Below are 25,141 nucleotides of genomic sequence, written 5' to 3' on the forward strand. Positions count from 1 at the left end.
AGAAATGCCGGGGGCACGGGCTGGGATAAAATTCAGTGCCCGCAATGAAACGGGGCATGAAAATCCGGACTGGATCATTCCCGCTGAAAATCGACATGCTGCCCGCCTCCCTCAAACGCTACGCCTGGCTCTCCATCGCGGCGGCCCTCGCCACCATCCTGCTCAAGGGCTGGGCCTGGTGGCTCACCGGCTCGGTCGGCCTGCTGTCCGACGCGCTCGAATCCTTCGTCAATCTGGCCGGCGCGATGATGGCGCTGGCCATGCTGTCGCTGGCCTCCCAGCCGGCCGACGACAATCATGCGCACGGCCACGGCAAGGCAGAGTACTTCTCCAGCGCATTCGAGGGTTTTCTCATCCTCATTGCTGCTGTCAGCATCGCGTATGCCGCTATCGAGCGCCTGTTGAACCCGCAGCCGCTCGAAGCGGTAGGGATCGGCCTAGTGGTGTCGGTGGCCGCATCGGTGATCAACCTGATCACCTCGCGCACCCTCATGGGGGTCGGCCGCAAATACAAATCCATCACCCTGGAAGCCGACGCCCACCACCTGCTCACCGATGTCTGGACGTCCGCAGGCGTCATTGCGGGAGTCGGGCTGGTATGGGCGACCGGCTGGCTCTGGTTCGATCCGGTGATCGCCTTGCTGGTGGCCCTGAATATCGTATGGACCGGGTGGCATCTGCTGCAGCGCTCCGCCGCAGGCCTGATGGACGTTTCCCTCCCCGAGGAAGAAATCAGGGCCATCGAAGCCATACTCGACGGCTACCGCCGGCAGGGGCTGGAATTCCATGCCCTGCGCACGCGCCAGGCTGGCGCCCGGGCCTTCATCACCCTGCATGTCATGATGCCTGGAACCTGGACGCTCCAGCAGGGGCATGACTGCTCGGAACGCATCGAAGCCGACATCCGGCAAGCCATCCCCTACGCCCACATCACCACGCATCTGGAGCCGCGGGAAGACCCCGTCTCCCTGGCGGATCAGGAACTGGATCGCCGGACGGATTGAGCCTGCCGCACTCGGGCCTTGCGGCGCCAGGCCCGGTAAGCCAGCGCATATGCCACCAGATTCACCCCCACGACCACCCCGCCCAGCACCTGCTGGAGCGGCAGGGTCAGATGCCCCGGATACAGGATTGGCAGCAGGGTGCGTTCGATGAAATCGCCGTCGTAAGCGCTGCCTCCACCAATGACGCGCAGGTGATTTTCCAATGGCGTGAGCGGGCAGATCCCGCCGCTGAATTCGATGAATGCGCCCCAGGCGGCGGCTGGCAGATGCAGCCAGGCCAGCCTTGGCCAGCGCAGCAGGAGAAACCCGCCCGCCACCACGAAGGCGACGAAAAGCAGGTGCACGACCACCACTGCGTCGGCGAGCATGGCGGCCATGCTCATCGCCGGGAAGCCGGGGCTGCCATGCGTTTTCTCCCTTCATCCATTCGAACGGCACGAACCATGCGATGCTTGCGCCTCGGCGGCACTCTGTAGTGCTGGCAGCTGCGGCAGCGCCACCTCGCGCGCGAAGCGGATCGGCCAGTGCAATCAACGCCGGGAAAGATGAACGGACAATCGTGCCGTTGCGGCTATCTCGGGTCTTGCGAATGCGCCATTCAATGTCCGCTCATCGCCGCCCGCGTCCGCACCAGCCGGTCATCACGATAATCCGCGAAAGCCTGCTCGATTTCCTCGCGGGTGTTCATGACGAAGGGGCCATACTGCACCACCGGCTCGCCGATCGGCCGGCCTGCCACCAGGATGAGGCGGACGCCCTCCTCGCCTGCCACGATGTCCACCGTATCGCCGGCCCCCAGCACGGCCAGGTTGTGCGTCTTCAACTCCTGTTCTGCCAGGCGCGCGGCGCCCTCGAAAACATAGACGAAGGCATTGCGCGTCCCGCTCAGCGGAAGACTGAAACGCGCCGCGGCGGCAAGGGTGACGTCGAGATAGAGGACATCGGTGGCGGAGTCCTCGATGACGCCGCGCACGCCGCCGAATTCGCCCGCCAGCACCCGCACCCGGCCGGCGTCCAGCGCCACCTCGGGAATCGCCGCCGAGGAGAACTCCTGATAGGCCGGATCGGACATCTTGTCGCGGGCCGGCAGGTTGATCCACAGCTGGAAGCCGCGCATCAGGCCATCGGTCTGCTGCGGCATTTCGGAGTGGATGACGCCGCTGGCCGCCTTCATCCATTGCACGCCGCCGGCCTTGAGGTCGCCGCGGTTGCCCATGCTGTCGCGGTGCTCCATATGGCCGTCGAGCATGTAGGTGAAGGTGATGAAGCCGCGATGCGGGTGCTCCGGAAAGCCGGCGATGTACTCATCCGGATTGTCGCTACCGAAGTGGTCGAGCATCAGGAAGGGGTCCAGGTTCTTCAGTGCCGGCGTGCCTATGCTGCGATGAACGGTGACCCCGGCGCCTTCGGTCACTTCGAAGGCGGGGACAAGCTGGCGAATGGGGCGTGTGTTCATGGAAACCTCCTTGCTCTGCCTAAGCATGATGGTCCGACTCGGTCCGGATTTCAAACCGCCTCGGCGAGTGCCGGCCAGTCACGCTCCAGCACGTGGGTGATGCGTTCGGATGCCTGCTGGCGCGCGGTGTCGCCGCGTGCCATGCCGCGGTCGGCGGCGATCACCTCGAGGTCGGCAATGCCGAGGAAACCCAGCACGAATTTCAGCCAGGGGGTGGCGAAGTCGATGGCGCTGCCGACCTCGGTGCCGCCGCTGGCCGCGAGGATATAGGCCTTCTTGCCGGTCAGCAGGCCTTCCGGTCCGTATTCGGTGTAGCGGAAGGTCAGCCGGGCACGCGCGACCTGGTCGATCCAGGCCTTGAGACTGGCCGGCACGCCAAAGTTGTAGATGGGCGTGGCGATCACCAGCACGTCGGCCGCCATCAGTTCGCCCACCAGTTCGTCCGATCTTGCCAGGGCCTGGCGCTGGGCTGCCGTGCGCGCCTCGGGGTCGGTCAAGTTGGCATCGACCCAGGCAGCGTCGACCAGAGGCAGGCCCGGTGCCACATCGCGCCGGACTAGCGTCAGGCCGGGCATGCGCTCACCCAGTTCATCGAGCATCTGGTCGGCGAGCTGGCGGCTGACGGAACCCTCGCCGCGGGCGCTGGCATCGATGCGCAGCACGCGCAGTTTGGTAGTAGGGGAAATGGATTGGCTTGCTTGCATGACGATGATCTCCTGTGCGGTCCGATGCCCGATTGGCACCCTGAAGTCATTGTCGAATTTGCAAATAGAAGAATAAAGGCCAAGAATTGGAAATAATTGTTCTTTATAAAGCAACTAATGGACCGATTTGGCGACATGCACATGTTCGTGAGCGTGGTGGAAACCGGCAGCATCAGCGCCGCGGCCGAGCGCTTGGGCGTGGCCAAGTCGGCCGTCAGCCGCCGCCTGGCGGAACTCGAATCGCGCCTTGGCGCTTCCCTCATCCATCGCACCACGCGCCGGCTCAACCTGACCGACAGCGGCCGCGCCTATTACGATCGCTGCGTCGTCATCCTGGCCGACCTGGACGAGGCGGAAGCCGCTGTATCCCAGGCCCACCGGGCACTCAAGGGCAGGCTCAAGGTGGCGCTGCCGCATGCATTCGGCCTGCTGCACCTGGCCCCGCTCATCCAGGACTTCATGGCGCAGCATCCTGACGTGCAATTCGAGCTGGACTTCAACGACCGCCAGGTCGACCTGATGCAGGAAGGCTTCGACCTCGCCATCCGCATCGCCACGCTGGCCGATTCCAGCCTGATCGCGCGCCGCCTGGCGCCGATCCGCCACGCAGTCTGCGCCAGCCCGGATTACCTCGCACGGCACGGCATCCCGAGCGTTGCGGCTGACATGGTTCATCACGCCTGCCTCGTCTACAGCAACCTGAGCGACCCGGGTCTGTGGTCCTACCGCGGGCCGGACGGACGGCCCGGCAGCGTGCGGGTGCCGGTTCGGCTGGCGGCCAGCAGCGGCGACTTCCTTATCCGCGCCGCCATCGCGGGCGAAGGGCTGATCCTGCACCCCACCTTCTATATTCATGAGGCGCTGCGCTCGGGCAAGCTGGTGCGGGTACTGTCCGATCATGCCTGGCCGGAACTCTCGGCCTACGCGGTCTATCCGCCGACGCGCCATCTTTCCAGCCGGGTGCGGGCCTTCATCGACTTCGTGGCGGAGCGCCTGGCGGGCGAACCCTATTGGGACCGCGCCGGCCCGGTCTGAAAACGCGCCCGACCGCTCTCCCGCATGCACGGCTGGGCTCACTCGCCGCGATAGATGTAATCCCGTCTGAACGGATAATTGGGCTGGCTGCCGCCGACGCCCTTGCCCGCCAGCACCTGCCACAGTTCCAGCCAGCCATGATCGAAGGCATGGGCCGAACCCGCCATGTAGATGCGCCAGATACGGTATTTCTGTTCGCCGATCAGGCGGCGGGCTTCGTCTGCATGCTGCTCCAGCCGGGTGACCCAGTGCCACAGGGTTGTGCCGTAATGAGGGCGCAGGTTTTCGGCGTCGAGGCATTCGAGACCGCTGTCTGCAGCGGCACGCAGCACGTCGGCGGCGTGCACCAGTTCGCCGCCGGGAAAAACATAATCGTCGATGAATTCGGAGATCCCGCTGCCAAGTCCGCCGGATTCGGTTGCGGCAGCGGTAATGCCATGATTGAGCAGCAGTCCGCCCGGTTTGAGCAGGTCCATGATCTTGTTGAAGTACGCAGCGAGATTCGCACGCCCGACATGTTCGAACATGCCGACGCTGGCAATCTTGTCGTAGCCGTCCGGTTCGTGCATGTCGCGGTAGTCCATCTTGCGCACCTCGACCCGGCCGCCCAGGCCGCGCTCGGCAATCTGTTCGCTGACGTAGGCATGCTGGTCATCCGACAGGGTGATGCCCACTGCCCGCACGTCGTAGCGTTCCGCCGCATGCAGGATCAAGCCGCCCCAGCCGCAGCCGATATCGAGAAAGCGCTCGCCGCGATGAAGGTCGAGCTTGCGGCAGATGTGGTCGAGCTTGGCTTCCTGCGCGGCGTCCAGGCTCATGTCCGGCTGCCTGAAGTAGGCGCACGAATAGATCCGCCGGCGGTCCAGCCACAGGCCATAGAAATCGTTGGAAACGTCGTAGTGATACTGGATGTTCCTGCGGTCCCTGGCCCGCGTGTGGCGCCACCACTTCCAGCCCTCCGAGCCGATTTTCGGTGCGCAGTCGCCGGCGTTGCACAGACGGTCGCCGAGCGCCAGGATGTCACGAACGTCGCCGATGAGATCCAGCCCCCCTTCCACATAGGCCCGCGCCAGCACGCCCAGACTGGGGTCGGCCATGGCCTTGAGACTGGATGGCCGATGCAGTCGCACCCGCACCACGGCTTCGGCGACAGCACCCACCTGCTCGCCATTCCACAATTCGACGGCGAACGGCAGACCCGAGGCCTCCACCCGCCGCCGCAGTTGATGAACCAGCAATTGATTCAGCATCGTGCCTTCCTCTCAAAGACGGCGGCACGTTGTTGTTGTGGTTTTACCGCCTGACTAATGACTTTAGGCCAAATCCACCGCCAGCGCTGCGCGGGTGTTTTCCGCCAGCGTTGTCGCTTCCACTGCATAGGCAGCGAGATCGATGCCCATGCGAACCGGGCTGCCGGCCTTGGCGGCCGCGATCGAGGCAGGGTCGAGCTCGAAACGCAGGAAATGCACCGCCGAGGTTTTCTCCTCGTTCTCGCGTTCCAGGTCTTCGTCGGCGATGGCGAACACTTTCGCCTGCTCGGCCACCTGCACCCACACGCGGTCCTCGATCCCCTTGAGCTTCGCCAGCGCGATCTTGCGCTCGTCCGGGTCGGAATACTGGATCATCATCGTCGCCTTCCAGTTGGTGCCGTCCGGAATCAGCGGATTGTAGGCGTCGAGCTCGTCCTGGATGCCGGCCTCCTCAAAGGTGCGCTCGGCGCGCAGCATTTCCTGGATCTGGTAGCGCATGGTTTTCTCGTCTTCGAAAATCAGCGTGACGTGGGCGCCCAGCTCGACCATACGGCTTTTCTTGTGCGCCATCACTTCGGCACGCATTTGCGGACGCGCCTTGGCGTAGCCCTCCAGGGTCAGCAGGCTGTCACGGGTGATCTGCGGCATAAGTATTCTCCTTGCTCAACGATTCATTCCAGGCCGTAGGCGATGCGCAGCAGTGTGATCGGGTGCTGCTTCTGCGCGGTGGCCGTTTCGCCCATGCCCTGCAGGATGTGACGCGCGGCGATCGCGCAGTCGGAACTCACATAATCGGGCTGCGGCTCGGCCATCTGGCGGAACACCGGCTTGCCGATCTTCATCGACTTGGCGAAATGTTCGCTCTTCACGCCCCAGGTGCCGTCGTGGCCCGAGCAGCGCTCGACCATGTTCACGGTCGCGCCGGCCAGTTGCAGCGCGTCGCGTGTCTTGTTGCCAATGTTCTGCACGCGCTGGTGGCAGGGAACATGGTAGGACACCTTGCCGAGCGGACGCTTGAAATCGGTCTTCAGCAGACCGTCGACGTTGCGCGCCATCAGGTATTCGAACGGATCCCACATCGCTTCCATGACCGCCTGCACGTCGGCATCGTGGGGGAACATCAGCGGCAACTCCTTCTTGTACATCAGGGTGCACGAAGGCACCGCGGTGAGGATCGCATAGCCTTCGCGCGCCAGCTTGGCCAGATGCGGGATGTTGATTTCCTTTAGCCGCGCCACGGCGTCGAGGTCGCCCAGTTCCAGCTTGGGCATGCCGCAGCAGGCTTCCTTCTCCACCAGCACGGCGGGAATCTCGTTGTGCGCCAGCAGCTTCAGCAGATCGTGGCCGATGCCGGGCTCGTTGTAGTTGACGTAGCAGGTGGCATAGATCGCCACCTTTCCGGGCGTCTTCTCGCCGGCCTTCACCGCGAAGTCGCTGCGCGGCCGGGCGGTGGCGCGGAATTTCGCGCTGTCGTACTCGGGCAACTGGCGGTCGGGGTGGATTTTCATCACGCCGTCGACCAGCTTGCGGATCGGCTTGCTCTTCAGGCTCGCGTTCACCGCCTGCACCACCACCGGGATCGACGCGAGCTTGCCCATCATGTCGGTGCTGGAAAGCAGCTTGTCGCGAAAACTGGCGCCGCTCTGCCGGAACTTGATCGCCTTGGCGCGCAGCATGGTGTGCGGAAAATCCAGATTCCACGGATGCGGCGGCACGTAGGGACACTTGGTCATGTAGCAGAGATCGCAGAGGTAGCACTCGTCGACCACCTTCCAGTAGTCGGCCTTGGCGACGCCGTCCACTTCCATCGTCGACGATTCGTCGATCAGGTCGAACAGGGTCGGAAACGCGGTGCACAGCGACACGCAGCGGCGGCAGCCGTGACAGATGTCGAAAATGCGCTCAAGCTCATGCATGAGCTTGCCCTCGTTGTAGAAATCCGGGGTTTTCCAGTCGAGCGGATGACGGGTGGGGGCTTCGAGGTTGCCTTCACGAGTGCTCATGGCGATCCTTGCTTGTGAAAACTGAAAAAATTTGTCCGCGAAGGACGCGAAGGGACGCGAAGAAAACCTGAAGCAATGGAGGCGACATTTGATCAATCGCCGTTTGCCTCGCTTCGCGCCTCTTCGCGTCCTTCGCGGATAAAGCCTTGAACGGGGCGGGCAAGCCCACCCCGTGCACGGGCGATTTACGCGCCCAGGCTGTCCAGGGTCTTCTGGAACTTGTTGGCGTGCGAACGCTCGGCCTTGGCCAGCGTTTCGAACCAGTCGGCGATTTCGTCGAAGCCTTCCGAACGTGCATCCTTGGCCATGCCCGGGTACATGTCGGTGTACTCGTGGGTTTCGCCCGCGATCGCGGTCTTCAGGTTGTCGGCGGTGGGGCCGAAGGCCATGCCGGTGGCGGGGTCGCCACAGGTTTCCAGGTATTCCAGATGGCCGTGCGCATGGCCGGTTTCGCCTTCGGCGGTGGAACGGAACACGGCGGCAACGTCGTTGTAGCCTTCCACGTCGGCTTTGCCTGCGAAATAGAGGTAACGGCGGTTGGCCTGCGATTCGCCGGCGAAGGCGGCTTTCAGATGTTCTTCGGTTTTCGAGCCTTTGAGTTGCATAACCTGATCTCCTTGATTGACATAAACATGCTTTGCAGCACTGACGATCCATCCCGCTTCAACCCGTCCTGCTAGCACTACTCAGCAGGCCGGCCAGTGGATAGAATACGGTTTTTAGACTTAGTCTAATACCTGAACGAAGGATAAACCCGCCACGATGACAGTGTCAACCTCACTCGCGCATTCATTCGAAACAGGGGCTTCCGAACAGTCTACTCAGCATAGGACAACCGGAAACCTTTACACCATCATGGGCATGCATCGACGTGTTGCCGCTTGCAGTTACACTCATTCTCTACCGGAGATTCGCCATGAGCTTTGACAAAACCAAGACCGACGCCGAATGGCGTGCCGAACTGCCACCCGAGCAATACCGCATCCTGCGTGAACACGGTACCGAGCGGGCGTTCACCGGGCAATACTGGGATCATCACGAAACCGGTGAATACCGCTGCGCCGCCTGTGGCGAACCCCTGTTTTCCTCTGCCACCAAGTACGATTCAGGCAGCGGCTGGCCAAGCTTTTTCCAGCCGCTGAACGCCGACGCGGTGGCGGAAAAGACCGACACCAGCCACGGCATGACGCGCGTCGAGGCACTCTGCCGCCGCTGCGGTTCGCATCTCGGGCACATCTTCACGGACGGCCCCGCGCCTACCGGCCTGCGCTATTGCATCAATTCGGCCTCGCTGAACTTCCAGAAAAAACAGGACTGAACCTTGCATATCTTCGATGCGCAGATCACGGCGATCACGTCCGCCACGCCCAGCATCCGCGTCCTGCACCTTGCCATCCCCGATGCCGCCTTCCGTTTTTTGCCGGGCCAATGGGTGGACCTCAGCATCGAGGCCGACGGGATGACCCACACTGCGGGCTATTCCATCATCACCTCGCCCATCCATCGGGGCGGAATCGAACTGGCGATCAAGGCCAGCGCACGGCATCCGGTGGCACGCTGGGTGCACGAGCATGCGCGAACAGGCGACACCGTTCGCGTATCGCAGGGCCAGGGGCCGTTTGTCTACCTTCCCGAAATGAGCGACAACGTGGTGCTGATCGGCGGCGGCGTGGGCGTCACGCCACTGCTGTCCATCTTCCGCCATGTGCGCGATGTCCGCCTTTCGACCCGCGTGCACCTGGTCTACAGCGTATCGGACAGCCGCGAAATCCTGTTCCGCGACGAACTCGATGCCGCGATTCAGGCACATTCCAACCTGCATGCGAGCATCACCGTCACCCAGTCCGACCCCCGCTGGCACGGCCTCACCGGCCGCATCGATCCGGTCAAGCTGCACGCGCTCGACGTGCCGGACGACACGCTGTATTACCTGTGCGGCCCCAAGGGCATGGTCGAGGACATGAGCGTCATGCTGCACAATCTGGGCGTGCCGATGAACCGCATCATTTTCGAGAAGTGGTGGTAGCCACCGGAGATGGCCCGATTCGACTATTAAGGAAACCACCCGGCCTGTGTATGTTTAACCTCTCAACCTGAACGGAGACCCCTCATGCGTATCTTTTCCCTGCTCGCCGCCATGGCTTTCTGCACGTCGGCAATGGCCGGCCCCAATGACGTCGTCCGCTCCTACCCGCCTCAAGAGGTCGCGGCGGGAACCTATGTCATCCATGGCCCGCAAGGCCTGCCGTCGGCAGCCAACCAGAGCTTCATGAACAATCCGGCCTGGATCGTCACCGCCGATGGGGTGGTGGTGATCGACCCAGGTTCCAGCGTACAGGTCGGCCGCATGGTGGTAGCCCAGATCCGCAAGACGACCGACAAGCCGGTCACCCATGTATTCGATACCCACGTCCACGGCGACCACTGGCTTGGCAACCAGGCGATCCTGGAAGCCTGGCCCAAAGCCACGCTCGTCGCCCATCCCGACATGATCAAGCAGGCCCATAATGGTGCCGATGCGTTCTGGATCCAGCTGATGTCGGACATGACCGGCGGCTACACCGATGGCACCCGCGCCGTGATTCCCACCATCGAGGCGGCCGACGGCCAGGAATTCAGGATCGGCGGCAAGACCTTCCGCATTCACTCGTCGACCGACGCGCACAGCAAGACCGACCTGATGATCGAGATGGTGGAAGACCGTATCCTGTTCACCGCGGACAACGTATTGAACCGCCAGGTGATGAACCTGCGCGACGGCACCTTCAAGGGGGTAATGAAGGCGACCGACCGGGCGCTTGCCCTCAACATGGCGCTCTACGTGCCGGGTCACGGCAAGACCGGGGACCGCGAGTTCGTCACGGAACAGAAGGCCTATTTCGACATCCTGATGACGGAAGTGCGGCGCATGTACGACGAAGGCAAGAGCGACTACGAGATGAAGCCGGTCATCGCCGAGAAACTCAAGGCCTACCAGGGCTGGGCGGAGTGGGACACCAACCTGGGGCAGCAGATCAGTCTGGCGATCCTCGAAATCGAACAGGAATAAAACCTGCGGGTACTGCATCCCTCGGGCTGCGGTGCCCGCGAAGAATCAGTGCAGGCGGGTCACGCTGGCGACACGACCGGGCTGCCACTCCCCGTCGAGGCTCACCCATTCGACCCGCTCACCGAGCATGCGGATCATGCCCGGGCGACGGTTGTCGCCGGTATCGGAAAACTCGAAACGGTAATCGCGCTGAAACTGCAGCTGGCCGCTGCCGTTACGGGCAAAGCGGGTTTTGCTCAAGGCCACGCTCTCGTCCAGAAACTGCAGCCCGGCGTCGGCACAGGCGCGTCGACCGACGGCGACAGCCTGTTCGCGCGCCTGCATGCCGGCATACCAGTACCAGCCGGCCGCGCCGAACAATCCCAGCAGGATGATTTCCCAGCTCACTGCCCTGCCGTGTCGGGCTTGACCGGGCTGCGGAACAGTGCCGCCACCTGCTTCTTGGGAGGCTGGCGCAGCGGAACCGGCGCGGTGTCGAGCAGCGGCGCATCGCTCGGCACATAGGGGGCATCGAACAATGCATCGCGCGCAACGGCGGGCCTGCCGCGCGGGGCGCCGCGCTCGCCGTGACGCTCCGGCTGGCGCGGCGCACGCGACTGATACGCGGGAACGTCCGCCGCACCCGGCTCGAAGCCAGGAACGATCACCGGATCGAGCGTACTGCCGATGAGTTTCTCGATGTCCCTGAGATAGCGCGTTTCGGATTCGCTCACCAGCGAAATCGCCTCGCCCTGGGCGCCCGCGCGGCCGGTGCGGCCGATGCGGTGCACGTAGTCCTCGGCGTTGTGCGGCAGGTCGTAGTTGACGACGAAGGGCAGCGCCTCGATGTCGATGCCGCGCGCCGCGACGTCGGTGGCGACCAGCACGCGCAGGGTGCCGGTCTTGAAGGCGTCCAGTGCCTTGATGCGCTCCTGCTGGGTCTTGTCGCCGTGGATGGCGTCGGCATGCAGTCCCAGTTTGTTGAGTTCGTTGGCAAGTCGGTTGCAGCCGAGCTTGGTGCCGGTGAACACCAGCACCTGCCGCAGGTCGCGGCTCTTGATCAGATGCGCCAGCAGCTGCCGCTTGCGCTCGTGATGCACCGGGTGCATCACCTGGGTGATGGTGACGGCCGTAGCGTTGCGCGCCACTTCGATGAAGGCGGGGTTATTGAGGATGCTGTCGGCGAGCTTGCGGATTTCTTCCGGGAAGGTGGCCGAGAACATCATGTTCACCCGCTGCGCCGGCAGCAGGGCGACAATGCGCTTCAAGTCGGGCATGAAGCCCATGTCGAGCATACGGTCGGCCTCGTCGAGCACCAGGGTGTTGACCTGGGTCAGCATCAGCGTCTTGTTCTGTACGTGGTCGAGCAGGCGACCGGGTGTCGCCACCAGGATTTCGACGCCGGCCTTCAGGATCGGGATCTGAGTGTTGATGTTGACGCCGCCGTACACCACCAGCGAGCGCAGCGGCACATGCTTGCAATAGGTCTTGATGCTTTCCTCGACCTGGATCGCCAGTTCGCGCGTGGGGGTGAGGATCAGCGCACGGATCGGATGCTTGGCCGGCGAGGTGCCGGTGTTGGCGAACGGCAGCAGGCGCTGGATCAGCGGCAGCGCGAATGCGGCGGTCTTGCCGGTGCCTGTCTGCGCCGCGCCGAGGATGTCGCCGCCTCGCAGGGCCAGGGGGATCACCTGTTCCTGAATCGGCGTCGGCGAGACATAGCCCATTTCATCGAGGGCACGCAGGATGTCGGGCGCCAGCCCGAGTTCAGCAAAATTCGTCAAAGTCTGTCCAGTGAAATTTCTGGTCCGGTTAGGTTCGATCAGGCGCCCGGCCGGCTAGATCCGGATCCAGCCGAAGCCTGTCGTCTGGCAGGCCACGCGCACGTCTTCGTCCGCACAGTCCAGCACCCGGGCCAGGGCGCGCTGCGCCAGGGCGGACGTGTTGTTCTTTTTCGATACGTGCGCCGCCATCACGCATTGAAGTTTTTCGTGCTTCAGCCTATCCAGCAGGGCCGCCGACTGGCCGTTCTCCAGATGGCCGAAGCGCCCGCCCACCCGACGCTTGAGACTCGCCGGGTAGGGCCCGCTCTCCAGCATCTCCGCATCGTGGTTGCATTCCAGCACCAGCGCGTCGACGCCGTAAAGCATGGCCTCGATATGCGGCGTGCTGCACCCCGCATCGGTCAGCACGCCAAGCCGGCGATCGCCGTCGCCGAACACGTACTGCACCGGCTCGCGCGCATCGTGCGGCACCGGAAAGGGCTGGATTTCCAGGCCGTCCACCGCAAACGCCGCGTGGCTGTCGATCACCTGCACCGCCACGCCGTCGAGATCCTGCGCCATCGCCAGGGTGCCGGCGGTCAGCCACACCGGCAGCCTGTGCTTGCGGGCCAGCCGCCCCACCCCGCCGATATGGTCGCTGTGTTCGTGCGTGACGACGATCCCGGCCAGGTCAGACGCCTGCAGATCGAGCCGCGCCAGCCGTGCAATGCTGTCGGCCAGGCCGAAACCGCAGTCCAGCAGCACCCGGGTGGAGCCGGCCTCGACCACCAGGCCGTTGCCTTCGCTGCCGCTGCCTAGGCAGGCAAACCGCATTACGCGCCTTCCCGCGTCACTTCAATTCTTTATGCAGCAGATTGACGATGCGATTCTGCGTATTGGTATCGACCGGCTTGCCGTCGACCCCGCTGACGTTGACCCGGCTCTTGTCGCCCGCCTCGTTCACCACGATCTGCAGTTGCGGCGAAGTCTGCTCCTTCTTGCTGCGCCAGAACGCGAATTTGGCCAGTATGCCATCGTCGCGCTTGCTGGCGTTGTCGACGTCGGGATCGATGTAGCGTACAAAATATACGCCCTTGGAGCGGTCACGGTCTTCCACCGCAAAGCCGACGCGATCCAGTGCCAGGCCGACGCGGCGCCAGGCGCGGTCGAAATTCTCGTCCATTTCCAGCACCGGGGCTCCGGCTTCGCGGACGATACGCGCCTGTTCCGGTGTCTGCTGCTTGGCCAGCAGGGTCTGGGCACGATTTTCCTCCACCCCGAAACGCAGCATCAGGCGGCGCAGCATCTCGGCCTCGAGTTCGGGATCGGCCGGGCGCGGCTGCCATACGGTCTTGTCCTTGCCCTCGGTGGCATAGACTTCCATCATGCCGCGGTGGCTGATGTAGATCTCGGTGCCGTCCTTGCCGGCTTCGATGCGTGTGCGAAATTTGTCGCGCTCGGGCGTGGAATACAGGCCGTCGAGCACCTTGCCCAGCGTACGGCGAATCGCATCCTGCGGGATATTGGCACGGTTCTCCGCCCAGTCGGTTTCGATCACGCCGGTTTCAGGCGATTCCAGATTGACGAGAAAACCGGTCTCCTGCCAGAAATCCTTGATCACCGGCCACACCTGCTGGGGCGTCGCCTGCACTACCAGCCAGCGCTGGCTGCCGGCGCGCTCGATGCGTGCCTTGTCCTGCGCGGGCAGCAGGGTTTGTGCGCCGCTTGGGGTGGCTTTGCGCTCCTGGCTGTAGGTCGACAGGGTGGCCGTGCCGCTGCCCTGGGTATCGGGAATCGCGTAGCGGTTGTCCCCCGTCGGCGCGGTGAGGTCGGGCGGCACTTCCAGCGTCGGCAGCTTGTTGGCCGACTTGTAATCGATCTTTTTGGATTCCACGATGCCGCAACCCGAGGCCGTCAGGGCAAGCATCAAAAACAGGGGGAATAAACGCATATCGGCAAGGATCCTGAATCAAAGGGCTTACATCAAACCGGCGTGGCGCATCGCGTCACGCAGGGTGTCGTGCAGACCGGTAGACAGCGGGGTCAGCGGCAGGCGCAGTGCGGGCCGGATCAATCCCAGCTCGGCGCAGGCCCACTTGACCGGAATCGGGTTGGCCTCGACGAACAGTTTGCTGTGCAGCGGCAGCAGTCTATTGTTGAGTTCGCGCGCGCGCGGCAAATTGCCTTCGAACGCCGCCACGCACATCTCGTGCATCAGTTGCGGCGCCACATTGGCGGTAACCGAAATCACCCCATGCCCGCCCAGCAGCATGAATGGCAGCGCCGTGGCGTCGTCGCCGCTGTACAGCGCGAAATCCGCGGGCGCGCGGCGCAGCAGATCCGACGCGCGCTCGATGTTGCCGCTGGCGTCCTTGACGCCGACGATGCCCGGCACTTCGGCCAGCCGCAGCGTGGTGTCGTTGGCCAGATCGGCCACCGTCCGCCCCGGGACGTTGTACAGAATCAGCGGCAGGTCGACCGCTTCGGCAATCTTCCGGTAATGCTGGTAGAGGCCTTCCTGCGTCGGCTTGTTGTAGTACGGCACCACCGACAGGCCGGCCTGCGCACCGGCGCGTTTGGCACATTCGGTGAGTTCGATCGCTTCGCTGGTCGAGTTCGCGCCGGTCCCGGCAATGACCGGCACCCGCCCGGCGGCCTGCTCGACGGTGGTGCGGATCAGCAGGCAGTGCTCGTCATAGCTGACCGTCGGCGATTCGCCGGTGGTGCCGACGATGACAATGCCATCCGTTCCCGCTGCGATGTGCCAATCGATCAGCCTGCGCAGCGCATCGAGGTCGAGCGCGCCATCGTCTGTCATGGGGGTGACAATCGCAACCAGGCTTCCTCCGATCCTATTCATTTCTGCCATGTTGTTTCCGCCGCTTAAATTTCAGGCCCGCGCCGTCGTCCGGGCGGGGTAACGATAAATCGCAACATTCTAATCCATCTGGCCACGCCTGGCTTTATCTCGGAACGAGCCTGCCAAGCCAGCCGGTCAGTTGTTCGATACCCAGCCCGACGCCGTGCGCGACCAGCGGCACCGCCCATACCCAGGCCGCCATCAGCCCCAGCGCAGCTATCCCCAGCCCGGCCGAGAACATGTCGAGTCCCGGCGTGGTGCGCGCGACGATGCCGAACGCCAGCTGGATCAGCAGCGCCAGCGCCAGCAGCGGCAAGGCCAGCTGCGCGCCGGTGGCAAACAGCCAGCCGGCGGATTCGGCCAGCTGGCGCAGATCGGCCGCAGCGGGCAGGACGGCGACCGGCATGGCGGCGAAACTGTCGCGCAGCGCATCGACGACCAGCAGATGGCCGCTGGCGCCCAGAAACGCCAGTGCCGCCAGCCACCCCGCGAGCGCGCGCCAGGCGGCATCCGCCGGGGCGGCCTGCTCGGCGGTCAGCGTCAGCAGGCCGCCGCTCGCGGTGTGGCCGGTCCATAGCAGCACGGCGGCCACCGCGGCAAACACCAGCCACACGCAAAGCGCCAGCGCCGCGCCCCAGACGACCTCCATCCCCAATGCCAGCATGCCGGCCACGCTGAAGGGCGCGACCGCATCGACCGCCAGGCCCGGCGTCAGCACGGCGGCCAGCACCGCAGCCATGAACAGGCGCAACAGCAACGGCAGGCGACCGGTCAGCGGGTCGAATACCGCCCATCCGGCAAGGCGGGCGAAGGCGAACAGCCAGGCCGCCAGACTCGCTTCACTCAGGGGCATGTCCCGCTCATTCGACGAGAACAGAAAAATCGGTCAGCAGCGTGCGCGCAAACTCCACCAGCTGGCCGCCCATCCAGCTGCCCAGCACCGCCAGCACGATCAGCATGACGATGAGCTTGGGCACGAAGGACAGCGTGGGTTCGAGAATCTGCGTGGCGGCCTGGAACAGGCTGATGGCGAATGCAGTCAGCAGGCCTGCCAGCAACACCGGCGCGGCCAGCAGCATCACCAGCCAGAGCGCGTCGCGGGCGAGGTCTTCCATCAGAAGCTACCGAGCAGGGAGCCGACCAGCAGATGCCAGCCGTCGACCGTAACGAACAGCAACAGTTTCAAGGGCAGCGATACCAGTTGCGGCGGCAGCATGATCATGCCCAGCGCAGTCAGCACGGCGGCGACCACCAGGTCGATCACCAGGAACGGCAGCACCACCATGAAACCGATCTGGAACGCAGTCTTGAGTTCGCTGGTGAGAAAGGCCGGCGCCAGCGCGGCCAGCGGCACGCTATCCGCCTGCTTCGGGTTAATGCTCTTGTCGTCGCCGATGAAGAGATCGAGATCCTCGGCGCGCGTCTGCCGCAGCATGAAGCTTTTCAGCGGCGCCGCGGCCTGTTCGGCCGCGGCGTTGAATGTCAGCACGCCGGAGAGATAAGGCTGATAGGCCTCGCTGTTGATGGTCTTCAGCGCCGGCGACATCACGAAAATCGTCAGCAGCACCGCCAGCCCCATCAGCACCAGATTCGGCGGCGCAGTGTGGCTGCCCAGCCCCTGCCGCAGCAGGAACAGCACCACGGCGATACGGGTGAAGGCCGTGAACGCCAGCAGCAAGGCCGGCAGGAACGGGAACAGCAGCAGCCAGGGCAGGCTTGTGCCCGGCACTCCGATCACCTGCCCGCCCGCACCGGGCGTCACACTCAGCAACGGCACGCTGGTTTCCGCACCCACGGCCGGCGCGCTCAGGCCCAGCGCGATCAACAGCAGTATCGTTTTCATCGCGCGTGCTCCGCCGGCAATTGCGCCTGCCCGGGCTTCGGCAGGGTATGCAGCAGCCGCACGTTGCCGCCGCCCACGCCCAACAGCAGCCAGGTGTCGTCGACTTCGACCACCACCACGCGTTCGCGTGCGCCGACCGCGGTCGTTCCCACCACCTTGACCGCGCCTTGTGCGCCCATGCCCGGCAGATAGCGGCGGGCGAACCACGCCACCGCGACGAATCCGCCGAGGATCAGTGCCAGGCTCAGCAGCACCGTCAACATGCTGCTGGCGGTGCCGGATGCGGCGAACGCCGGGAACGGAATCAGCAGCGACGCGCCTGCGGCGACAAATCTAGCCATGCCGGATGACCTCCCGCGCCCAGCGCGTCATATCGGTTGTGTGAGCCGGCAACTGCACGGCGAGCGTCGCCGGCACAGGATCGGTCGTGATGTGCCACGCCAGCGCGGGGGGCAGCGTGGGCGCCACCGCCGTATCCAGCCAGCATTCTGCCAGTAGGGTATCGAGAGTGCGCAGCAGGCTGCGTGGCACGAAGGGCGCGGCAGCCCCCGGGCGCCGCCCGCCAAGGCGGCACGTCAACCATAAGGTGGCCAGCGCAGCATCGGGTTGCCAGTCGGGTGCCGCCGGCGCGCCGCCGGCGGCGGCAGCCACCGGTACCCGCGCTGCCGCCTGAACCGGCAGACGCAGACGCGCGCCCAGCGTCGCGGCAAGCTTGCGGGTCAGCCGCGCCTGCAAAGGGTCGGGCGCCGCGGGATGCGCCGTCAGAAAAGCGATTTCGGCGGACGTCAGCTCAAGCAGCCGCATCAGCGCACCCGGCGGCCGGCATCGCGCCGATGTGTCAGTTCGACCAGCTCGTCGTGAGCGCGCTGCTCGATGCGTCTCTGCTGGACGGCGGCCTGGGCCCGATGACGCTGCTCTAGCAGCCGCAAGGCTTTCACCTGCTGCTCGGCCTGCATCCATTCGGCCAGCCGCGCCTGCCAGTCACGGTACGCAGCGGCGATGGCGTCCTGGGCCGCCTGCATTTCAGCGGCCTGCGCGTGCTGCAAACGATTCATTTCCTGCAATTGCGCCGCCGCCACGCCGCCGCGCAATTCGCTGGCCAGCTGCGCGATGTGAGCGTCGCGCAGCACGGCAAGCTGCACCTGCCGGCCGCGCGCGCGCAGCCAGACGCCATGCGCGAGCTTGACCGCGCGCGCCAGCGTTTCGCCGCGCCGCTCCGCCAGCTGCAGCACCCGCTCCAGGGCAAACGGCTTCACCCGAGCACCTCATCGAGGCCCGCGCGCGCGGCCTCCAGCGGCGCGCGCTCGCGCACGCCCTGCATCAGGTAGCCCTGCATTCCGGGGTAGAGCCGCACCCCTTCGTCGAGCACCAGATCGGCGCCCGGCACGTAGGCGCCGACGGCGAGCAGGTCGCGGCTGCGCATGTAGCGCGAATAGAGATACTTGAAGCGGCGCACGCGTTCCAGCGCCTCCTCGGAGAGCAGGTCGGGCTGCGCCCGGCTGATCGAGGCTTCGATGTCGATCGCCGGGTAATGGCCGGCATCGGCAAGGTCGCGCGACAGCACGATGTGGCCGTCGAGAATCGCGCGCGCGGCGTCGGCGATCGGATCCTGCTGGTCGTCGCCTTCCATCAGCACGGTGAAGAACGCGGTGATCGAACCGCTGCCGCTGCGGCCGTTGCCGGCGCGCTCGGCCAGTTGCGGCAGCTTGGCGAACACCGACGGCGGATAACCCTTGGTGGCGGGCGGCTCGCCGATCGCCAGCGCCACCTCGCGTTGCGCCATCGCGTAGCGGGTCAGCGAATCCATGATCAGCAGCACGTGCTTGCCCTGGTCACGGAAATATTCGGCGATCGACATCGCATACGCCGCGCCGTTCAGCCGCATCAGCGGCGGATGGTCCGCCGGCGCCGCCACCACTACCGCGCGCGCCATGCCCTCGGCGCCGAGGATGCGGTCGATGAATTCCTTGACCTCGCGCCCGCGTTCGCCGATCAGGCCGACGACCACGACGTCAGCCTCGGTCATGCGCGCCATCATGCCGAGCAAAATGCTCTTGCCGACGCCACTGCCGGCAAACAGGCCGAGCCGCTGCCCGCGCCCCACCGTCAGCAGGCCATTGATCGCGCGTACGCCGACGTCGAGCGTCTGCCGGATCGGCGCGCGCTCGAGCGGGTTGATCGGACGGCTGTACAGCGGCACCCGGCGCTCCAGCGACAGTGTCCCGAGTCCATCGAGCGGGCGGCCGGCGCCGTCGAGCACGCGGCCGAGGAGGCCGTCGCCGACCGGCACCTGGCGCACCCGGTCCTGCGCGCGGCGCCGCGGCACATAGCGCATGCCCAGGCGCGGCGGCTGCGCCGCCAGCGGGTCGTCGGGGATCACCCGCGCCCCCGGCATCACGCCGTAGATGTCGGTGGCCGGCATGATGAACAGGCGGTCGCCGGAGAATCCGGCGACCTCGGCCTCGATGCTCTGCCCGCCGGGAATCTGGATGTGGCACTGGCTGCCTACCGGCAGGCGCAGGCCCACCGCTTCCATCACCAGGCCGGACACCCGGGTCAGCCGCCCGCTGGTGGCGATCGGCGTCGCCCAGCCCACCGCACGGCGGCAGTCGGCCAGGTATTCGCGCAGGCGGACGATACGCTCCATCACTCGATCCAGTTCAGGTTGGAGCCGAGCACCTGCACCACCTGGCGCCAGCGTGCCGGCAACGTGGCGTCGAGGTCGCCTTGCGAGGTTTCGATCAGGCAGCCGCCGCGCACGATGCGCGCGTCTTCCACGATGCGCAGGCGGTTCTTGTCGAGCACCTGGTCGAGATGCGGGCGCACCAGCGCGGCGTCGTCCGGATTCAGCAGCAGGCGCGCCTCGCGGCTGGTTTCCGCCATCTGCTTCAGCGCCAGATTGACCACGTCGAGGATGCGCTCGGGGTGTGCCGCGAGTTCGCCCGCCACCACCTGGCGCGCCACGTCGAGCGCGAGTTCGAGCACCATGTCGGCGAGGCGAAAATCGAGGTTGTCGAGGGTCGAGGCAAAGCTTTCGGCCAGCAGCTTCATGCGCCCGCAGGCCTGCTCCCCTTCCACCCGTCCGGCGGCCAGTCCTTCGGCGTAGCCCTCGGCGCGCGCAGCCTCGCGCAGAGCGGCCAGCTCGGCCGCGGCATCCGCGACCGGTGGCGGCGCCTCGCCTGCCGGCGTGGCCAGTTCCACCACCTCCCATTGTTCGAATGCGGTGGTGTCTTCGCGTGTGCTCATGCCGCCTCCTCTTCCGGGAACGGGATCGCTCCCTCTGCCGCCAGCCGCCGCAGGGTGGCGCCGGCATCGTCCTGCGCGGCCTGGATCGCGGTCACCGCCAAGGCGCCCAGGGTGTCGAGATCATCCCGCATGCGCTGCGCCGCGGTCGGGCTCATCACCGCGGTGAGCGCGTCGAGCACGCGCCCGTCGCTGCCCTTCAGTGCATGCAGCAGGGTGCGCGCGCCGATATTGCGCAAAAAGGTCTTGCGGCCCGCCTCGGGCAGCCGCGCCAGGTCCTCGAACGCGAGATTGCGCACGCGCAGGCGTGCGGCCAGGCCCGCGTCGTTCCGGTCGAGCTGGTTCAGGGCGGCGGCGGCGCTGCCCTCGCTCATCTGCCTCAGCAGGCTGGCGACCGCGGCTTCGCCCGGCGGCGGCACGGCGACTTCCAGGCCGGCCAGCCAGTCGTCCAGCTCGCGCAGCATGTCGGGGCTGGGCGCCTCGCTGTGCGCCAGGCTCAACAAGGTATCGGCGCGGCTACTGGCGGGCAGCAGATCGAGCACGGCGGCAGCGACGTCGCGCGGCAGGCGCGCGACGACCACCGCGATCAATTGCGGCGGCTGCGCCTCCAGCAGACCGGCGATTTCCGCCGGTTCGCGCCAGGCCAGTTTTTCCAGCGACTGCGCGCCCGCGGTGCCCAGCCGCTGCAACATCGACCGCGCGCGTTCTGGACTCAGCGCCAGCTTCAGCGTTTCGTCGAGAAAACGCCCGGTGTCCGCGGCGAACCCGGTCTGTTCGGCCGCTTCGGCCGCGTAATCGCGCAAAATGGCACGCACGCGTTCGCGCGGCAGCATTTCCAGTTCACGCATGGCACTGCCCAGGCGGCTCACTTCCAGCGGACTCAGGTAACGCAGCACGGCCGCCGTGGCCTCCTCGCCCAGGGCGAGCAGCAGCGCGGCGGATTTTGCGATCCCGGCCTGGCTCATGCGCGCATCCACAGCCTGATGACATCCGCCGCCACGCGCGGATCGGCCAGCACCTGGCTGCGGATCGCATCCAGTTCGGCGTCGAAATCATCCGTCTGCATTTCACTGGCGGGTGCCCGGCGGATACGCCGCCAGCCCGCCACGCCGAGCACGGCCAGGGTCGCCGCGGCAGCGGCCAGCGGCCATTGCGAAAAACGGAATGAGCTCTGCGTACCCGGCGGCAGGCTGGCCGGCTGCACCCGCGGGATCGGGCCGGGTGCCGGCGCGGGAGGAAGCGAATCGGCAACGCCGGCCTGCGCCTTGGGCGCCGCTGCAGGCAGCGCATACACGCTCAGGCTGTCGCCGCGCGCCGGCAGCAGGCCCAGCGCCTGGCGCGCCAGCTGCCCGGCACGCCTGAGTTCGCCGGCGCTGGCGTCGAACGCCAGAATCACGATGGCATTGATCCGCTGGACGCGGCCTTCAGGAACGCGCGTGGTGCGCACGGTCTTCTCCAGCGGGCGCGCCTGGCCGGCCACCACGACATTGCGCACGCGCTCGACCGTCTGCCGGGTTTCGCTGTCCGCCAGCGTCGCGGTCACCTGCACGCTGACACGGTCTGCGCCCAGCCAGGGCGTCAACACGGCCAGCGCGCGTCGCGCCAGATCCTGCTCCAGCACCAGACGCTGCGACTGTGCGGCTTCGGGAACCACGCCGCCCAGCAAGACGCCGCGCGGATCGAACACCTGCACTTCGGCGCGCTTCAGGCGCGGCACGCTGGCGGCCACCAGCGTCTGGATCGTCGAGACCTGCCCGGCATCCAGCCGGGCGCCCGGACGCAGCCGCACCAGCACCGCAGCGGTGGCGGGCGGCGCATCGCGCAGGAACGGCGAGACCTTGGGCAGGGCGAGGTGGACCCGTGCCAGTTCGACCGTTTCCAGCTTCTGGATCGAGCGCGCCAGGTCGATCTCGAGCGCGCGCTGGTAGCGCTGCTGTTCCTGCAGCGACGAGGCGCCGAAGCGGGGAGAACGGTCGATCTCATCCTGCGCATCGACATCGGTTCTGGGCAGACCCAATGCAGCCAGACGATAGCGTGCTGCATGCAGCTCTCCGGACGGCACTTCGATGGTGCCGTCGGCGGCGGACAGACGATAGGGGATGTCGAGTCGTTCGAGCGCGCCGATGACCTCGCCGCCCGCGCGATCGGACAGCTGCGTGTACAGCACGCGGTAGGCGGGCGGGTTGAACCACAGATAGGCGGCAGCCAGCGCGGCCAGCGGCAGCAGCACCAGCAGGGCAAGCATGAAGCGGCGCAATGGGCTCGCGTCGGCGATCAGGTCGCGCAGACTGCTCAGCCAACCCGGCACTGCACGCACCTCGTCTGCGTTGTCGGGGTCACCGGGTTTGCCTCACGCTTGATGGGTTGGGTGGTCACCCGCGGAATTATAACCAGTCAGGCGCCGCCACAGCGCGCAACACCACCTGCACCTGCCCCGCTCGCTCACGGCTCTGGAACCACCAGATGCCGCCCTTTTTCACCGCCAGATCACCCGCCTGCCCGGCCAGCAACTGCATCGCCACCTGCCCCAGCGTGGGTTGATGGCCGACGACCAGTACCGGATAGGCCGCATCCGGCCAACCCGCTGCGGCCAGCACGTCCGCAGCGTCGGCACCGGGCGCCAATGCCGGCACTTCCTCGTATTCACGCCCCAGTGCCTGCGCAGTTTGCCGGGCGCGGGTGGCGGGACTGGTCAGGATGCGGATATCCGGCGGCAATCGCGGATTGAGCCAGTCGGCTATGCGCGCCGCCTGCTTGCGGCCCCTGCCGGTAAGTTCGCGGGCGGCATCAGGGAGGGAGTCTTCCGCCTCGGTGTGCCGCCACAAAATCAGGTCCATTTTAGTTCCCTCACAATGCCCGGCCCCGAATCGTGGGCCACACCTATTGTGCCGCAGCCAGGCTCACCCGAGATGACAATCCCGTTGCCGATCCGGCCTGGTGAAGTTTGAAACGGCATTGAAGGTCAGCTTGCCGGGCTGCATGGAACGGCGTGAAAAGCACGGCCGGGCTCAAACATTACCTGGCCGCCTCGATAGTGGCAGCCGCAGGGTGAAGCAGCTGAATTTCCCCGCTTCGCTTGCGAGCTCGACCGTACCGCCGTGTTTTTCCGCCACGATGCGCACGAAATACAGCCCCAGTCCGGTGCCCGTCGTCTGTTCTGCGACGCGGCTGAAGCGGCGGAACAGACGCGCCCGATCGGCAGCGGCGATGCCGGGGCCATGGTCGGTCACGCTGGCCTCGGCCCATACCCCCGCGCAACGCAAGCACACTGTCACGCTGGAATGCGCCGGCGCGTAATGCACCGCGTTCAACACCAGATTGAGTATGGCGCGATGCAGCAGGCCGAACTCGCCCTGTACCCACAGCGGATCGTCGGGCAGCTGGCGCACCAGCTGCACCTCCTTGGCGCGCGCCGCCGCGAACGCATCGTCGATCGCCTGGTGCACCAGCGCGGCGAAGTCGAGTTCCTCGAAGCGGGCGGCGTCCAGCATTTCGGCACGCGAAGTGCGCAGGAATTCTTCCGCCAGCGTCAAGCCGCGGGTCAGCGGGTCGCGCAGGCGGGCTTGTACGGCGGCGGGCAGCGCGTCGAGCTGCATCAGGGCGGAGGCCAGCGGCGCACGGATGTCGTGCGAAATAAATGCCAGCGTTTCGCGCTGCTCGTCCTGCAGATGGCGCAACCGCTGCGCCGCCGCCTGCACCTGCTGGATACGCGCCTCGAACGGGTCGTGCGACAGCATCCTCGGCTGGGCATCGACCACCGGCCCCAGCTCCTGGCGCAACCGTTTCAGTTCGTGGTCGAGAAAGCGGCCGGCGCCCTCCAGGCGCCGCCAGCTCCATACCGGATAAGCCAGCAGGATTGCCAGCAGCGCACCGGCAACCGGCATCCAGGCCTGGCCGCGGAACGGCAGCGCGATGGCGGCCGCGGCCACGGCCACGAACCATAGCGCGCTCGCCAGCAATCCGCCCAGGGGGTTCAGGCGCGGCAGCCACAGCAGCGGCGCCAGCGCCAGCAGCGCGGCGGCCAGCAGCGCGGCGGCGGGCGGCACGTCGCGCACCAGATGACCGCTCCGCATCGACTCCAGCGCATTGGCGTGCACCTCCACCCCCGGCATCGGCTGGCGCAGCCCCGACACCGGTGTCGGCAGCAGGTCGCCCATGCCCGCCGCGGTGGCGCCCACCAGTACGATCTTGTTGCGGAAAGTGCCGGGGGCGAATTCGCCGGTCAGCGCCTGCACATACGACAATGTCCGCACATGCCCGGGCGGCCCCAGAAACGTGATGCGGCGCGGCGACGCTCGCACCAGGGCAAACGGCATCGCATCGGCAGCGGCGGGCGGAATCCGGCTGAACGATGCCGGCAGCTGGCCGGCGGTGGCCAGCACCGCCTGCGCAAAATGCGGCCACACCGGCGAGCCCACGCCTTCCCACAGAAAAATGCTGCGCGCAATGCCGTCCTGGTCCAGCTCGGCGTGCACCCGCCCCAGTGCCGCCGCCTGTTCCAGCAACTGCGGCAGCGGCAGGGTCTCCAGCAGCTGGCCGTTGACGCGGCTGCTTTCCAGCAACACCGGCAGCACCACATTGCCCGCCCGCGCCACCGCTTCCGCCAGCGCCGCGTCGGCGGGCTGATCGGCGGTGTCGGGCTCGGCGAATACCAGATCGAGGCCGATCACGCGCGCGCCGTCGGCATGCAGGCGGTCGACCAGCGCGGCATGCAGGCGCCGCGACCACGGCCAGCGGCCAAGCTTGGAGAGACTGTCTTCGTCGATGGCGACGATGACGAGATCCGCTGGCGGCGGCCGGCTGTGCAGGCGCTGCCCGAGGTCGTACAGCAGATTGTCGACCCGGTTCAGTACGCCGCTGCCGGTCACCAGCAGCGCGATCGTCAGCAGGATCAGTGCCGTGGAGAAGCGGTCGTTGCGCAGGAAACGCAGCCGGAGCGGTTCACGACGCAC

At 66.1% G+C, this 25,141-nt stretch carries 29 protein-coding genes; 5 read left to right on the forward strand and 24 right to left on the reverse strand.

Going from position 1 to position 25,141, the window contains the following annotated elements; translation table 11 throughout:
* The first annotated feature begins 56 nt into the window (after positions 1-56).
* The gene (locus tag B059_RS0106265) at positions 57-1,004 is read left to right on the forward strand and encodes a cation diffusion facilitator family transporter (RefSeq protein ID WP_018077394.1); all 948 of its coding nucleotides are present in this window, start codon (positions 57-59) and stop codon (positions 1,002-1,004) included.
* On the opposite strand, the gene B059_RS0106270 is transcribed toward B059_RS0106265, so the two are convergent.
* The 3 genes from B059_RS0106270 to B059_RS0106280 all read right to left on the reverse strand — a co-directional run bounded on the left by B059_RS0106270 (position 977) and on the right by B059_RS0106280 (position 3,164).
* Positions 977-1,381, reverse strand: a complete 405-nt coding sequence (locus B059_RS0106270) for a DUF2784 domain-containing protein (RefSeq protein WP_211206886.1) — start codon at positions 1,379-1,381, stop codon at positions 977-979. The two genes, B059_RS0106265 and B059_RS0106270, sit on opposite strands and share 28 nt — an antisense overlap.
* 221 nt (positions 1,382-1,602) lie before the next feature.
* On the reverse strand, positions 1,603-2,460 hold the full coding sequence (locus tag B059_RS0106275; RefSeq protein WP_018077396.1) for a pirin family protein: 858 nt from the start codon (positions 2,458-2,460) through the stop codon (positions 1,603-1,605).
* Positions 2,461-2,510: 50 nt separating this feature from the next.
* Entirely contained in the window at positions 2,511-3,164 is a 654-nt protein-coding gene (locus tag B059_RS0106280; protein WP_018077397.1) for an FMN-dependent NADH-azoreductase, read from the reverse strand.
* 117 nt (positions 3,165-3,281) lie between these two features.
* Here B059_RS0106280 and B059_RS0106285 point away from each other — a divergent pair, with 117 nt between their 5' ends.
* Complete coding sequence (locus B059_RS0106285; RefSeq protein WP_018077398.1) at positions 3,282-4,199, forward strand: LysR family transcriptional regulator; 918 nt, start codon at positions 3,282-3,284, stop codon at positions 4,197-4,199.
* Positions 4,200-4,237: 38 nt separating this feature from the next.
* Here B059_RS0106285 and B059_RS0106290 read toward each other — a convergent pair whose 3' ends face one another.
* The 4 genes from B059_RS0106290 to B059_RS0106305 form a co-directional block, all read right to left on the reverse strand.
* A complete protein-coding gene (locus B059_RS0106290) occupies positions 4,238-5,449 on the reverse strand; it encodes an SAM-dependent methyltransferase (protein WP_018077399.1) in 1,212 nt (403 codons plus the stop codon).
* A 63-nt stretch (positions 5,450-5,512) separates the two neighbouring features.
* A complete protein-coding gene (locus tag B059_RS0106295) occupies positions 5,513-6,097 on the reverse strand; it encodes a DUF3501 family protein (protein ID WP_018077400.1) in 585 nt (194 codons plus the stop codon).
* Between the two features lie 23 nt (positions 6,098-6,120).
* Positions 6,121-7,452, reverse strand: coding sequence for a heterodisulfide reductase-related iron-sulfur binding cluster (locus tag B059_RS0106300; RefSeq protein ID WP_018077401.1), 1,332 nt, complete (start codon positions 7,450-7,452; stop codon positions 6,121-6,123).
* A gap of 185 nt (positions 7,453-7,637) precedes the next feature.
* Positions 7,638-8,057, reverse strand: a complete 420-nt coding sequence (locus B059_RS0106305; protein WP_018077402.1) for a rubrerythrin family protein — start codon at positions 8,055-8,057, stop codon at positions 7,638-7,640.
* Positions 8,058-8,368: 311 nt separating this feature from the next.
* Between B059_RS0106305 and msrB the strand changes: the two genes are divergently transcribed.
* From msrB to B059_RS0106320, 3 genes are all read left to right on the forward strand, one after another.
* Positions 8,369-8,770 carry a peptide-methionine (R)-S-oxide reductase MsrB gene (gene msrB / locus B059_RS0106310; protein WP_018077403.1) on the forward strand — a complete coding sequence of 134 codons (402 nt, stop codon included), beginning with the start codon at positions 8,369-8,371 and terminating at the stop codon, positions 8,768-8,770.
* A 3-nt stretch (positions 8,771-8,773) separates the two neighbouring features.
* Positions 8,774-9,478 (forward strand): ferredoxin--NADP reductase, encoded by a 705-nt coding sequence (locus B059_RS0106315; RefSeq protein WP_018077404.1) that lies wholly within the window; start codon positions 8,774-8,776, stop codon positions 9,476-9,478.
* Between the two features lie 84 nt (positions 9,479-9,562).
* Entirely contained in the window at positions 9,563-10,501 is a 939-nt protein-coding gene (locus B059_RS0106320; RefSeq protein ID WP_018077405.1) for an MBL fold metallo-hydrolase, read from the forward strand.
* Positions 10,502-10,546: 45 nt separating this feature from the next.
* Here B059_RS0106320 and B059_RS0106325 read toward each other — a convergent pair whose 3' ends face one another.
* From B059_RS0106325 to B059_RS0106405, 17 genes are all read right to left on the reverse strand, one after another.
* A complete protein-coding gene (locus B059_RS0106325) occupies positions 10,547-10,888 on the reverse strand; it encodes a DUF3301 domain-containing protein (RefSeq protein ID WP_018077406.1) in 342 nt (113 codons plus the stop codon).
* Positions 10,885-12,264, reverse strand: coding sequence for a DEAD/DEAH box helicase (locus B059_RS0106330; protein ID WP_018077407.1), 1,380 nt, complete (start codon positions 12,262-12,264; stop codon positions 10,885-10,887). The genes B059_RS0106325 and B059_RS0106330 overlap by 4 nt, the downstream gene beginning before the upstream one ends.
* A 54-nt stretch (positions 12,265-12,318) precedes the next feature.
* Positions 12,319-13,077 carry an MBL fold metallo-hydrolase gene (locus tag B059_RS0106335; RefSeq protein WP_018077408.1) on the reverse strand — a complete coding sequence of 253 codons (759 nt, stop codon included), beginning with the start codon at positions 13,075-13,077 and terminating at the stop codon, positions 12,319-12,321.
* A gap of 16 nt (positions 13,078-13,093) precedes the next feature.
* Positions 13,094-14,194 carry an outer membrane protein assembly factor BamC gene (bamC, locus tag B059_RS0106340; protein ID WP_018077409.1) on the reverse strand — a complete coding sequence of 367 codons (1,101 nt, stop codon included), beginning with the start codon at positions 14,192-14,194 and terminating at the stop codon, positions 13,094-13,096.
* 27 nt (positions 14,195-14,221) lie between these two features.
* Positions 14,222-15,112 carry a 4-hydroxy-tetrahydrodipicolinate synthase gene (gene dapA / locus B059_RS0106345; RefSeq protein WP_018077410.1) on the reverse strand — a complete coding sequence of 297 codons (891 nt, stop codon included), beginning with the start codon at positions 15,110-15,112 and terminating at the stop codon, positions 14,222-14,224.
* A gap of 94 nt (positions 15,113-15,206) precedes the next feature.
* Complete coding sequence (locus B059_RS0106350; protein ID WP_018077411.1) at positions 15,207-15,956, reverse strand: flagellar biosynthetic protein FliR; 750 nt, start codon at positions 15,954-15,956, stop codon at positions 15,207-15,209.
* A 7-nt stretch (positions 15,957-15,963) separates the two neighbouring features.
* Positions 15,964-16,218 (reverse strand): flagellar biosynthetic protein FliQ, encoded by a 255-nt coding sequence (locus tag B059_RS0106355; protein ID WP_018077412.1) that lies wholly within the window; start codon positions 16,216-16,218, stop codon positions 15,964-15,966.
* A complete protein-coding gene (gene fliP, locus B059_RS0106360) occupies positions 16,218-16,946 on the reverse strand; it encodes a flagellar type III secretion system pore protein FliP (protein WP_018077413.1) in 729 nt (242 codons plus the stop codon). The genes B059_RS0106355 and fliP overlap by 1 nt, the downstream gene beginning before the upstream one ends.
* The gene (gene fliO, locus B059_RS0106365; protein ID WP_018077414.1) at positions 16,943-17,287 is read right to left on the reverse strand and encodes a flagellar biosynthetic protein FliO; all 345 of its coding nucleotides are present in this window, start codon (positions 17,285-17,287) and stop codon (positions 16,943-16,945) included. Before fliO ends, fliP begins: the two co-directional genes overlap by 4 nt.
* On the reverse strand, positions 17,280-17,750 hold the full coding sequence (locus B059_RS0106370) for a hypothetical protein (protein ID WP_018077415.1): 471 nt from the start codon (positions 17,748-17,750) through the stop codon (positions 17,280-17,282). Before B059_RS0106370 ends, fliO begins: the two co-directional genes overlap by 8 nt.
* Complete coding sequence (locus tag B059_RS0106375; RefSeq protein WP_018077416.1) at positions 17,750-18,202, reverse strand: flagellar export protein FliJ; 453 nt, start codon at positions 18,200-18,202, stop codon at positions 17,750-17,752. The genes B059_RS0106370 and B059_RS0106375 overlap by 1 nt, the downstream gene beginning before the upstream one ends.
* Positions 18,199-19,593 carry a flagellar protein export ATPase FliI gene (fliI, locus tag B059_RS0106380; protein WP_018077417.1) on the reverse strand — a complete coding sequence of 465 codons (1,395 nt, stop codon included), beginning with the start codon at positions 19,591-19,593 and terminating at the stop codon, positions 18,199-18,201. The genes B059_RS0106375 and fliI overlap by 4 nt, the downstream gene beginning before the upstream one ends.
* Complete coding sequence (locus tag B059_RS0106385; RefSeq protein WP_018077418.1) at positions 19,593-20,192, reverse strand: flagellar assembly protein FliH; 600 nt, start codon at positions 20,190-20,192, stop codon at positions 19,593-19,595. The genes fliI and B059_RS0106385 overlap by 1 nt, the downstream gene beginning before the upstream one ends.
* Positions 20,189-21,154 (reverse strand): FliG C-terminal domain-containing protein, encoded by a 966-nt coding sequence (locus B059_RS0106390; protein ID WP_018077419.1) that lies wholly within the window; start codon positions 21,152-21,154, stop codon positions 20,189-20,191. The genes B059_RS0106385 and B059_RS0106390 overlap by 4 nt, the downstream gene beginning before the upstream one ends.
* Positions 21,151-22,497 carry a flagellar basal-body MS-ring/collar protein FliF gene (gene fliF / locus B059_RS0106395; RefSeq protein ID WP_038058310.1) on the reverse strand — a complete coding sequence of 449 codons (1,347 nt, stop codon included), beginning with the start codon at positions 22,495-22,497 and terminating at the stop codon, positions 21,151-21,153. The genes B059_RS0106390 and fliF overlap by 4 nt, the downstream gene beginning before the upstream one ends.
* Positions 22,498-22,573: 76 nt before the next feature.
* Positions 22,574-23,026, reverse strand: coding sequence for a SixA phosphatase family protein (locus B059_RS0106400; RefSeq protein ID WP_018077421.1), 453 nt, complete (start codon positions 23,024-23,026; stop codon positions 22,574-22,576).
* A 171-nt stretch (positions 23,027-23,197) separates the two neighbouring features.
* Entirely contained in the window at positions 23,198-25,141 is a 1,944-nt protein-coding gene (locus B059_RS0106405) for a CHASE2 domain-containing protein (protein WP_018077422.1), read from the reverse strand.

It is taken from the genome of Thiobacillus denitrificans DSM 12475 (assembly GCF_000376425.1).
Classification (GTDB): Bacteria; Pseudomonadota; Gammaproteobacteria; order Burkholderiales; family Thiobacillaceae; genus Thiobacillus; species Thiobacillus denitrificans.

What these genes read in the sequence shown, in the direction of transcription:
- B059_RS0106320 (WP_018077405.1), top strand. Translation starts at nt 9,563, where the DNA reads ATGCGTATCTTTTCCCTGCTCGCCGCCATGGCTTTCTGCACGTCGGCA.
- B059_RS0106275 (WP_018077396.1), bottom strand. Translation starts at nt 2,460, where the DNA reads ATGAACACACGCCCCATTCGCCAGCTTGTCCCCGCCTTCGAAGTGACC.
- dapA (WP_018077410.1), bottom strand. Translation starts at nt 15,112, where the DNA reads ATGGCAGAAATGAATAGGATCGGAGGAAGCCTGGTTGCGATTGTCACC.
- fliO (WP_018077414.1), bottom strand. Translation starts at nt 17,287, where the DNA reads ATGGCTAGATTTGTCGCCGCAGGCGCGTCGCTGCTGATTCCGTTCCCG.
- msrB (WP_018077403.1), top strand. Translation starts at nt 8,369, where the DNA reads ATGAGCTTTGACAAAACCAAGACCGACGCCGAATGGCGTGCCGAACTG.
- B059_RS0106280 (WP_018077397.1), bottom strand. Translation starts at nt 3,164, where the DNA reads ATGCAAGCAAGCCAATCCATTTCCCCTACTACCAAACTGCGCGTGCTG.
- fliP (WP_018077413.1), bottom strand. Translation starts at nt 16,946, where the DNA reads ATGAAAACGATACTGCTGTTGATCGCGCTGGGCCTGAGCGCGCCGGCC.
- B059_RS0106350 (WP_018077411.1), bottom strand. Translation starts at nt 15,956, where the DNA reads ATGCCCCTGAGTGAAGCGAGTCTGGCGGCCTGGCTGTTCGCCTTCGCC.
- B059_RS0106385 (WP_018077418.1), bottom strand. Translation starts at nt 20,192, where the DNA reads ATGAGCACACGCGAAGACACCACCGCATTCGAACAATGGGAGGTGGTG.
- B059_RS0106305 (WP_018077402.1), bottom strand. Translation starts at nt 8,057, where the DNA reads ATGCAACTCAAAGGCTCGAAAACCGAAGAACATCTGAAAGCCGCCTTC.
- B059_RS0106295 (WP_018077400.1), bottom strand. Translation starts at nt 6,097, where the DNA reads ATGCCGCAGATCACCCGTGACAGCCTGCTGACCCTGGAGGGCTACGCC.
- B059_RS0106300 (WP_018077401.1), bottom strand. Translation starts at nt 7,452, where the DNA reads ATGAGCACTCGTGAAGGCAACCTCGAAGCCCCCACCCGTCATCCGCTC.
- B059_RS0106335 (WP_018077408.1), bottom strand. Translation starts at nt 13,077, where the DNA reads ATGCGGTTTGCCTGCCTAGGCAGCGGCAGCGAAGGCAACGGCCTGGTG.
- B059_RS0106265 (WP_018077394.1), top strand. Translation starts at nt 57, where the DNA reads ATGAAAATCCGGACTGGATCATTCCCGCTGAAAATCGACATGCTGCCC.
- bamC (WP_018077409.1), bottom strand. Translation starts at nt 14,194, where the DNA reads ATGCGTTTATTCCCCCTGTTTTTGATGCTTGCCCTGACGGCCTCGGGT.
- fliI (WP_018077417.1), bottom strand. Translation starts at nt 19,593, where the DNA reads ATGGAGCGTATCGTCCGCCTGCGCGAATACCTGGCCGACTGCCGCCGT.
- B059_RS0106290 (WP_018077399.1), bottom strand. Translation starts at nt 5,449, where the DNA reads ATGCTGAATCAATTGCTGGTTCATCAACTGCGGCGGCGGGTGGAGGCC.
- B059_RS0106355 (WP_018077412.1), bottom strand. Translation starts at nt 16,218, where the DNA reads ATGGAAGACCTCGCCCGCGACGCGCTCTGGCTGGTGATGCTGCTGGCC.
- B059_RS0106390 (WP_018077419.1), bottom strand. Translation starts at nt 21,154, where the DNA reads ATGAGCCAGGCCGGGATCGCAAAATCCGCCGCGCTGCTGCTCGCCCTG.
- B059_RS0106285 (WP_018077398.1), top strand. Translation starts at nt 3,282, where the DNA reads ATGGACCGATTTGGCGACATGCACATGTTCGTGAGCGTGGTGGAAACC.
- B059_RS0106400 (WP_018077421.1), bottom strand. Translation starts at nt 23,026, where the DNA reads ATGGACCTGATTTTGTGGCGGCACACCGAGGCGGAAGACTCCCTCCCT.
- B059_RS0106370 (WP_018077415.1), bottom strand. Translation starts at nt 17,750, where the DNA reads ATGCGGCTGCTTGAGCTGACGTCCGCCGAAATCGCTTTTCTGACGGCG.
- B059_RS0106270 (WP_211206886.1), bottom strand. Translation starts at nt 1,381, where the DNA reads ATGGCCGCCATGCTCGCCGACGCAGTGGTGGTCGTGCACCTGCTTTTC.